We start from the raw sequence: 9,760 nt of genomic DNA on the forward strand, positions 1-9,760 counted from the left end.
GACCAAGCTCGATTGGGCTTTCCGAAAAATGCCGATACAACATTGATGGCAAGAATGCGCCAGAAGCGGCCATTGTGGATCTGAGCAACGAACAGGATGTGACCCCGATCAATAGGTTTTTAGTATCGGCTACACTGCTCAGCTAAATCGACGCTTGAAAGGTGTAAAGCCCTTATCTAAGAGTACAGATTAAAGTTAGTAACACGAAAAGTTACACCACATGGTTTCTGACAACAGTTTTCGAAGTCTGAAAGTGGAAGGATGGCGGCAGTTCGGGCGGGTAGATTTGGATCTGCACCCCCGACTTACCGTCATCACGGGCGCCAACGGAGCTGGTAAGAGTTCATTATTGCGCTTGTTCAGCCGGCATTTTGGTTTCGACCGACCATTTTTATCGACACCAACCCGAAGCAGCAGCGGTGGCTACACATATGTAACCGGGCTCTTCACTGGCTCATTATCCAAATTCTGGCGAAACCTCTTCCCCAACCAACGACAGCAAACAAATCAGGTAGGTACGCTCATATATGGGAACGGGCAACAGGTTAATCTGGATGTTCCCGAGCAAGCCGGGGTGCAGTATCACGTTTCGATGAACGGTCAGCAACACATCGCTGGGATTCATATCGACTCTCATCAGCCGATCTCGGTGTTCCAACAGGTTGGTCAGATCCCCACGACCTTCATCACAACGCTTAGTGCATACGAGAGATACAACAATGAACTCCTCAGCAGATATCAAGGGGGGCACACCGGCTATTCCCCCACCTACCGCATGAAAGAAGCCCTCATTGCAATGGCAATGTTCGGCGAGGGCAATACTCAGGTAGAGGGCAATCCAGCAGTATTTTCGGCCTATCGTGGGTTCATCGATGCGTTGAGGAAGGTGTTGCCTGATACGTTGGGCTTCATGGATATCTCCGTTCGACCGCCCGAAGTTGTATTAGTGACAAAGTCGGGAGAGTTCCTCATTGACGCCGCCTCTGGCGGCGTCATGACCCTCATTGATTTGACTTGGCGTCTGCATATGTTCTCACTCAACAATGAAAGCTTCGTCGTCACGATGGACGAGCCGGAGAACCATCTGCATCCCACGATGCAGCGGAGCCTCATGCGACGCTTACTAGGGGCGTTTCCCAATGCTCAATTCATCATCGCAACGCACAGCCCTTTCATGGTTTCGAGTGTCCAAGATTCGAACGTCTACGTGCTTCGTTACGTGAATCAGCAGTCGGGGAAAATCGAGGACGAGCAAGTAATGCCGTCGCAAACCAGCCGGGTTGTCAGCGAACGTCTCGACACAGTGAATAAGGCCGGTAATGCAAGCGAAATCCTCCGCGATGTTTTAGGCGTAAGCGCAACAATTCCGGAATGGGTTGAAGAAGGGCTGGACCAGGTCGTTGCACAGTATCGAAACAGGGATATCTCAGGAGAGACCCTTAGGTCGTTGAGGGCAGATCTAGCATCACTTGGCTACGATGAACTTTATCCTACTGCGTTGGCAGCGATCACAGAGGGCAAATGATCAAATTAACGAAGGGTGTAGTGCCAGCAGTATTGACGAATAACGGTGCGGCGTGGACGAATATAGTTGTCGAGAAGGTTGGCCGTGGTGAGAAGCCTACGGAGACTGAAAAAGGACGCTACCGCCATTCTGATATCAAAGCAGCGCTCATTGCGGAGACGCATGGAAAATGCGCTTACTGCGAGAGCAAGTTAAGGCATATCACGTACGGTGATGTCGAGCATGTGACGCCAAAATCCATGGACCCCTCGCGGTGGTTCGACTGGACCAACCTCACGCTCGCCTGTGACGTCTGCAACACCGAAAAAGATGACTTCGTCGGCGACCATGAGACCTTCATTGATCCTTATGCCGTGGATCCCGAGAAACATTTTTGGCATATGGGTCCAACCATCTTTCCAACCCCTGGGTCGGACGCGGCTGTGAGGACCGAGCGGCTTCTGAAATTGAATCGACCGGAGCTAGTGGAGCGACGCGATGCTCGTCTCAGAGCTTTGCTGAAACATCTTGATGTTATCGCCAGGGTCAAGGATCCCGAGACGCAAAAAATTCTCGTCGCGGATTTCCTCGAAGAGACGTTGTCCAGTAAGGAGTTTGCTGCACTGGCAAGGAGCGTCGCTGAAAAAGCCGGCATCGCAGCGTCTGGGTGACTTTCGAAAGATCTGCTTGGACGCATTAGCAACGATGAGCTCTACGACTTTACAGAAGGTGCAGAACTGCTGCGTGGCATTCGGCTACCAATGACCACTTAGGGCCGACTGCGGTCTTCCGCTTCGCGCCCATAGGAGACATGAACTACTCCGAGGTTGGCGGCTGGAATGGGGCCGGGAGCGGACTGGCAACCATCAGGCGACTGACGCACGATGGCTGCCGTTGCCTCCGCGATATGCTACACCTCAATGTCCTCGACAGGCTCAAAGGCTTCATACGGACCAAAGACGTGACCATCAGGCAAAAGACCGACGCCGCCCTCGTCTATCGTCCGCCTTTCCAGTTCAGGCAGCTTATTGATCTCCAACGGCCCCTCCTTGCCTGCCGCAACCAGCCGGTAAAATGTTTTTTCCTCGATCCCGAAAAAATGACCGATACTAGGAAGAAGAATAGGCTGCATTTTTCGCCGCCTTCTCAAGAGATCAAGCGCCGCCATGTGGGAGAGATTAAGCGGTGACGTGGCAAAGCCCTCCTCGGCGTAATAGAAGCAGCCACCCACAAATCGCAGACCTGACAGTTCTGGTCGCACCGATTTCCACACCGTTGCTCGAATGACTTCCTTGCGATCCATCGCGGTTCCGGCCGCAAGCGCTGCTGAGAGCAAAGGCTGTCCAAGCCGTGCCAAGCTCGGAGCATAATGCAGGGAGCGGACGGCTGCAGAAAAGTGAGGCATCCCATTGTCGTCGAGGGGCCTTTCCCCAGGCGAATTGGGATCTTCGGCGAACAGGGTCGTATCAATCCTGTTGCCGTGCTTGGGCAGGATTTTCCATCGCATGGCAACGATATATCCTTTAACATAAACTGCATGGCCGGCCGGGTCCCTAATAGTGACTCGGTCAAACTGCTGGCGCCATTTCACGAATTTTGCATTTTTGAACGTGAGGCTGTCCATCGTGCCTTTGGCCTCTGCTAAAGTCACCAGGCCCCTCTGGTCGACACAAAAATAGTCCGGAGCATCGCCTTGCGACGAGCGCTTAACACTCCAGCCAACGGCAGCCGTGATCGCTCCGTGCCCGCAAACATCATCCATCCTGGCGACATGATGGATATTGAGGTGCGTGCTGAGGAACCACCGGCAGAACGCTTCACCCAGATCGTTCGAATTATTCTGCTTTTTTGTTTTGTGAGCACCCAACCCGTTCTTACTAAAGGTGAATGCAGTTATCGGCTCCAGATGTCGAACGTGCTCAAAGAGAAAGGCGAAATGCCCAGATACCCAGAGGTCATAGCTTTGGAGATAATAAAACCTGAACAGATCATTGAGATTGACCGGTATCTCGGACAAGGCACTTGGTGTCCCCCCGTAGGAACCAGAATCCAGAAGCGATCCCGGTATGTTCGGAAAATCCTTCAACTTCAATTTCACTGTCTTGAGCATCTTCTGTCCCTGTTCGGCCGCATTTCAAAAATGATTTGGGCAAGCGTTATCGCGCCCGGTAACCCTGAAAATGCTATCCATCACATTGCATTACAACGCTAGAGATTGCTAACGCCGATGACGCTTGGGAGCGACTGGTTCGGGCGGATACTGCCGTTCAGCAATGGTATCCCGAACGCCCACAAAGCCCCAAAGCCAGTCGCTCTCGCTTCCGCTCAGAACCAGATGAGCGAACGGCGGGTTAAGGGATCGCATCGGATCAGGCTGGACGGCTAATATGGAGGCGCAAAGCTGCGCTATCGTGTCCGATCGCCAATGACCTGTTTGGGCCGAGTAGCGACGAGATATGCTACTATCTGTTGGCCTGATGGAGGCGACGCGGTGGGAGGAGTGGCGGAGGCCTCAGCATGGACACCGCCGTACTGCGTAATCGTTTTCCATGGAACAAGGGAATTCTGGTCGGACAGAAACGACCGCTGCAGCCAAAGAACGTTTGGTCGATCCGCGTCAGGCTCGAAATGAGCGGGGCGATCCGAGAGCTGGCGCTGTTCAACCTCGCCATCGACAGCAAGCTCCGTGCTTGCGACCTGGTCAAGCTGAGGGTTGAGGACTTATGGTCGGGTAGTTCGATCCGGGATCGAGCCACTATCATCCAGAAGAAAACGAAGCGACCCGTGCAGTTTGAGGTGACGGAGCAGACGAAGACTGCGCTTGTGGCATGGCTTCCCTTCATTCGAAGGAACGGCGGCAGCTATCTATTCCCAAGCCGTCGGAAGACGTCGCATCATTTGTCCACGAGGCAATACGCTCGGATTGTCCACCGTTGGGTCGCGTCTATAGGACTTGATGCTAGCGCCTACGGCACCCACTCGATGAGGCGAACCAAGGCAGCGCAGATTTACAAGAAGACAGGGAACCTCCGGGCCGTCCAGATTCTGCTCGGTCATACAAAGCTGGAAAGCACCGTTCGCTATCTCGGCGTCGAGGTGGATGACGCCCTCAGAATTGCCGAGCAGATCGAGCTATAGGCTCTTGACCATCGGGGACAGCCGGTGGTCTCTCTCGCGCCAACAGCTGCCATTGACATGCAGGTCGATATAGGTTCGTCATCTACCAGTTAGCCTATTGAGCTGAGGCCGGAGATGGCAACGCACGACATTGATCAGTTGGAAGCGCAAGGTACGTTATTCGCATCGCGGCGCGGCGAGATCGCCGCTGGCATCTATGAAGCCATCCGGTCTTGCTTTGCGCACTGGGAGGCACTCCCCAATTTCGATTTTGAGGCTGCGTTCAAGGACTATCTCGATGAAGCTTTTGAAGCGCCGGATCGCCTCGGTTTCGATCTAGCCACGATGCGGCTCATTGCGAACCTGAGGAACGGTCATACCGCATTTGCCGATGAATGGCTGTGGCGGGAGCACGGTGCGCCTATTGGATTTAACGCAACACACGATGAAGCGGGATGGCGCGTTACCAAGTCAGCTTACAGTGATATTGCCCCTGGAACCCGTCTTGTCCGGATCGACGACCAGCCCATAGATGAGGTGGCGTCAAAGCTTTTGGTTTTCGTGTCTGGTTCTAGCGTTCGTGAGCAACGCAACCGCCTTTTCTCGAAGCCTTTCTTGTTTCCACCTTCTTTTGAAATCATGACGGGCGACGGATCAAAGAGACAAATCAACCGTGGCACGGAGCTACCTGAAGACGGGGCCGCAACGACTGGTCGTTGGCTAGAGGACGAGCGCTACCTTCTGACGATACCAAGCTTCGCTCAACCTCACTTTGAAGCTGACGCTATCGAACTTATGAAACCGCTGAGCGACACCGTTCATTTGGTGATCGATGTTCGCGGCAACTCCGGCGGCCATACGCCAAACGAACTCGTGGCCGCTCTCATGCCTACTCGATATCGCTTCTGGAATCACGTTACGCCCGCATCGAACGCCCTCGCACGCGCTCAAGGGGAGCCAGCTTACCTGGTTGCCTCCGAGGCAAAATGGATTCAGCCTCTCGACGGTGCATTCAAAGGAAAGCTGACCATCCTAATCGATAGCCGTACGTTCTCAGCTGCTGAGGATTTCGTCGCGCGTTTCAAAGACAACAAACGAGCTGAGATCGTCGGTGAGACAACTGGTGGAAGCAGCGGACAACCTTACATTCGCGATCTGGGCGATGGAATTCGATTGTGGGTCAGCGCCAAGAGGCAAATATTTCCAAATGGCTCGTCATTCGAAGGCTTGGGGATCGAGCCTGATACTACCACGAAATGGCCGCCGGGTGCGGATTTCGGGATGTTGCCAATCTAGCCATTCTGTTCTTTTGGCACTCATACCCTAAAAACGACCATGACCAACCGCGACAGCCCAACCGCTGACTTATCCGCTTCATCACTTTCGGCAACAAGGTCAGTTGCGATATCCGTATTCGGTATTTACTTTTGCGAAGAATGACGCAGTTCTGTCTATGAGTTCATTGAGAGTATCAACACCGTTTGACGTGTTGAACGCGTGGTCCATTTCGGCAATCCAGGTCTCATTCTGTGCCCTATGCGAATTGGCGAACTTTGCGGCCGTTCCAGAAGGAATTGCTGTGTCGAGTGTCCCCTCCGCAACAAAGAGTGCCCCCTCGTAGGAAACGATCTCATCTATAGGCTTGGTTTCAGATACTTCATGAAAGAAGTTTTGCCCCAAACGTATTTTGGCTCCCCAAGGCAACTCAACTATTGTCGTTTCTGTGCTTTTTAGTCCCCTCAAGTAAGTGTCGATCCCGATTAAGTTCTGGAAGCTCACAATTGGTTCTCCGACTGCCGCCCAGAGAGCGACGCCCGCCGGACGGTTAGTCCTTGCGGCAGCGAGAGCAGCAACCAACCCGCCTTGGCTCCACCCCAAAAGGAAAATTCGATGTGAATCGATCATTGGATATGTCGACAGGAAGTCCATTGCTGCTAGGCAATCTACGACCTGACTGCTGTACGTTGTTTCTTCGAAACACCCTTCGCTCCCTCCAACTCCCCTAAAGTCGATCCTTAGAGTTGAGAATCCGCGTTTTGCAAGTCGTTCCGCGGTATAGGAGAATACGCCAGGGCCATTACCTCCAATTGCGAGTTCGTCGCGATGGCCTCCGAACCCGTGGAGAAGAAGGACCACAGGGGAAACAGCCTCCGATGCCAATCGTAGGGTGCCAACGACACGTTTTTGCAAAACGTGGAAGCTTATTTGTTCTTCTGGACGAGTGGGAACCAGTGTTTTCATTCGTCCGTCCATTCGAACACGCTCCTCGAAATTTAGACCTGGAAGTCAGAAACAATGGACGAGCGTTCTGATGAATACAACTGGGGCCCAACGTTTGTTAAAGAACACGGAAAGTGGCTTTATATGCCAATTTCCGATTCATTTCGTTGGTTTACTCTGATCAGAAAAGTTACGGCTAGGATCGATTTGATGACATTTATGGAAGGCACAAATGTACGGCTGCGCCGCGCTGATCCGAATGATGCCGATGCACGCTTCGCATTGGGGACCGACATTGACATAGTAAAAATGTTCGGTGTCAGCGCCGCTGACGCAAAGCCTTTGACAAAGCAAGCGGCCGAACAGTGGGCGATGGGTGGAGCGAATAATCCCATCGCGTGGGTAATCGAGGTTGAAGGGCGCCTGATTGGAGAAATCAAGCTCCACAGCATCAACACGCAGGATCGGCGGGCATCCATGGCAATCGGAATCTATGATCTGCAGCGTCTTGGAAAAGGCTTTGGAACGGAAGCCATCTATTTGCTCCTACGACACGCTTTCACAGAGCTGAACCTACATCGCGTTGGAATAAGAGTGCTTGCCTTTAACCAACGCGCAATCAGAGCTTACGCGAAGTGCGGTTTCAAAGTCGAAGGACGAGAGCGAGAGACCGCATATGTAGACGGCGAATGGCACGATGACATCATGATGGGGCTCCTTGCGACTGAGTATTCGGCTATGCAAGATTTGATTATCGATTCAGATCATTGAGAGGATGGGCCGCTTTCAGGTGAGCGCCAATACCGGTCATTGACAATACACTGCCTACGCAATGATCTGTTGCGTGAATGGCTGAAGCATAAGGATTTGTCGTGGTCTCTGTAAATTTCCGGCAGGCTGTAGTAACTGACCAACTGTCCATTACCGACCTCCACGTTCGTGTAAGTAGGGAGGCCTATGCTGGCCTGCTCCCCCAGGACTATCTGGCGAATGTGATGCCTGGAGAGAAGGCTAAGCTCTGGCAAAGACGCCTTACTCCTTCTATCGACCCCGAGAGGCTGGTGATCACTTTAGCCGAGGTACACTCTGGTTTGGCGGGTTTTGCATGTTTCGCCCTTGATGAGGAGACGGATTTTGGCACCTACCTGCACAACCTTTATGTGGATCGGTCTTTTCAGGGGAAGAGGCTCGGCCCAAGGCTCCTCATCGAAAGCATCAGTCGTTTTTCAGAAGAACGCTTGGCAGAGCCAGTTCACCTCCTGACGATACGCGAGAACTACACAGCGCGCGGATTCTATGATCGCCTTAATGGTCATATAGTCGAGCAGAAGCAGAATGTGATGAGTCGCTATCCGGACGTAGCTTTCGTCCGCTATCAGTGGCCATCTGCGCGAGCGATGGCTTCAAACGCTTCAAGTCTTGGCATCCGTCTAGGGGAAGAAGACGGTCGCTGAATGTCGCTCTTTTTTAACCGCCCCGAGCCGTAGTAGCTGGCATCTGGGCCATTCCGCGTAAGTCATTGAAATCATTGGAATGTCGCACTTGAAAATAGAAAGTGCCCGGCTACACATTTTGTCAAAGATGATTAGAGATGCGACACCGCCGGCCCGTTAGAAATGCGACAGTGGCGACCGTCGTGCTCCAACAATCAGCTCCCGACCGAACCGGCTCTCCGGTTGCAAGGAGAGGGCGGGGGCGGGTGATGAACACACCCATTCGGCTTTAGCTTCCTCAGTCATCAGTCGTCACTTGAGCTTTGCGCCAAAGGGGACATTGCATGCGAAAAACCATGGGCTAGCCTGCGCAGTTGGAAAGGAGAATGCAATGAAAACAGACTGGAATGTGATCAGGGGCATGATGAATGCAGCAATAAATGCCTGCGAGCGCATAGAGGTATCGGGGTATGTTGAGACCGATCGCGATGCCACGATCAATATCGGATCCCAACAAGTTAGTGTCCACGATATGCTCGTGAGCGCATGGACCTATCCTGAGAACCTTCGTTATCAGATTATACGTGAACGCCACGAAAAAGAGACCGATCTGCCTTACGTTCCAGAAACCGCCCGTATCCTGTTGGCAATGTCCCAGGCTGCGGCTGAACTGGTGAATGCAGGTGACGTCACGCCTGCCCAAGAAAAAGTTCACGAAATGATTGCCTGGTTCGACAACCACTTAGTTCCAGGCATCGAAAGTGCAACGGCTACTCGCCAAAAGACATGACCGCTTCGGGCGGGGAACTGCCCTAATGCAAAGCACCAAGTGCGGTCGGGAATCTATCGGACGCGGGGAACTACCGGATTTTCAAGAAAGCCGCGCCGGAAGGCTCTTGCAACAACCACGCCCAGTCCAAATCCCGATATCAATCTTGCTAGCAAAAGATCAGGCAATGAATAGGACGCCAGCCAATAAAAGGTTCCAAATGCCAAGAACGATATTGCGACAAGGCTAAGCTGGCCGTCTGTTACTGGCCGACGAAAAGCCACAGAATGAAACCCAGCGACGCCCCCAACCAAGCATGGCAAAAACTGACCGAGAGTTATCGTTGGCTTCGCCGTAAGCGTGTCCAGATGGCAAAAGATGAACGCTAACAATCCGGTGCCAAGTAACTGCAACAATACGGCTCCAACCAGACGTGTTCTGACGGAATATTTGGGTTTCGAGTAGCGAAAATATGTGACCAAGACGCCCTCCTTTGACGTGGTCGCGTTCGATGGGCCGCGACCGCCTTGAAATTCGTACAACCTCAACTAGAGTTGAGGTCAAGGGGCAATGGGACAAGAGTCAACCTTTTGGCAGAGTGTCCGACGGGCGAGATGATGGAGTGCACCCCATTTCACCGGACAAGTCGGCTAGATTGATTTAGCCCTGATGAACTGCCGAGGGGAAGCCATCTTGAGCGCGGAATGGGGATGGATT

9 protein-coding genes are annotated in these 9,760 nt (G+C 52.8%); 7 read left to right on the top strand and 2 right to left on the bottom strand.

The features are described from left to right. Positions 1–220: 220 nt before the first annotated feature. Positions 221–1,525, top strand: coding sequence for an AAA family ATPase (locus tag ACQZ5Y_RS19495; RefSeq protein WP_111785378.1), 1,305 nt, complete (start codon positions 221–223; stop codon positions 1,523–1,525). Further along, a complete protein-coding gene (locus ACQZ5Y_RS19500; protein WP_111785377.1) occupies positions 1,522–2,175 on the top strand; it encodes an HNH endonuclease in 654 nt (217 codons plus the stop codon). Before ACQZ5Y_RS19495 ends, ACQZ5Y_RS19500 begins: the two co-directional genes overlap by 4 nt. A gap of 239 nt (positions 2,176–2,414) precedes the next feature. Here the strand turns inward: ACQZ5Y_RS19500 and ACQZ5Y_RS19505 are convergent, their stop codons facing one another. Continuing rightward, complete coding sequence (locus tag ACQZ5Y_RS19505; protein ID WP_174059905.1) at positions 2,415–3,614, bottom strand: hypothetical protein; 1,200 nt, start codon at positions 3,612–3,614, stop codon at positions 2,415–2,417. Positions 3,615–4,021: 407 nt separating this feature from the next. Here ACQZ5Y_RS19505 and ACQZ5Y_RS19510 point away from each other — a divergent pair, with 407 nt between their 5' ends. Together ACQZ5Y_RS19510 and ACQZ5Y_RS19515 are read left to right on the top strand one after the other, a co-directional pair. Beyond that, entirely contained in the window at positions 4,022–4,642 is a 621-nt protein-coding gene (locus tag ACQZ5Y_RS19510) for a tyrosine-type recombinase/integrase (protein WP_060642102.1), read from the top strand. A gap of 114 nt (positions 4,643–4,756) precedes the next feature. After that, positions 4,757–5,917: a S41 family peptidase gene (locus ACQZ5Y_RS19515; RefSeq protein ID WP_174059904.1), complete on the top strand. Its 1,161-nt coding sequence runs from the start codon at positions 4,757–4,759 to the stop codon at positions 5,915–5,917. Between the two features lie 99 nt (positions 5,918–6,016). Here ACQZ5Y_RS19515 and ACQZ5Y_RS19520 read toward each other — a convergent pair whose 3' ends face one another. Beyond that, on the bottom strand, positions 6,017–6,862 hold the full coding sequence (locus ACQZ5Y_RS19520) for an alpha/beta hydrolase family protein (RefSeq protein WP_236762963.1): 846 nt from the start codon (positions 6,860–6,862) through the stop codon (positions 6,017–6,019). A gap of 54 nt (positions 6,863–6,916) precedes the next feature. Here ACQZ5Y_RS19520 and ACQZ5Y_RS19525 point away from each other — a divergent pair, with 54 nt between their 5' ends. The 3 genes from ACQZ5Y_RS19525 (at position 6,917) to ACQZ5Y_RS19535 (ending at position 9,064) form a co-directional block, all read left to right on the top strand. Beyond that, on the top strand, positions 6,917–7,612 hold the full coding sequence (locus ACQZ5Y_RS19525) for a GNAT family N-acetyltransferase (protein WP_336510359.1): 696 nt from the start codon (positions 6,917–6,919) through the stop codon (positions 7,610–7,612). Between the two features lie 101 nt (positions 7,613–7,713). Continuing rightward, on the top strand, positions 7,714–8,295 hold the full coding sequence (locus ACQZ5Y_RS19530) for a GNAT family N-acetyltransferase (RefSeq protein WP_013637353.1): 582 nt from the start codon (positions 7,714–7,716) through the stop codon (positions 8,293–8,295). A gap of 370 nt (positions 8,296–8,665) precedes the next feature. Further along, a complete protein-coding gene (locus ACQZ5Y_RS19535; RefSeq protein WP_013637352.1) occupies positions 8,666–9,064 on the top strand; it encodes a hypothetical protein in 399 nt (132 codons plus the stop codon). Positions 9,065–9,760: the final 696 nt, after the last annotated feature.

Source organism: Agrobacterium sp. A3-95 (assembly GCF_053521785.1).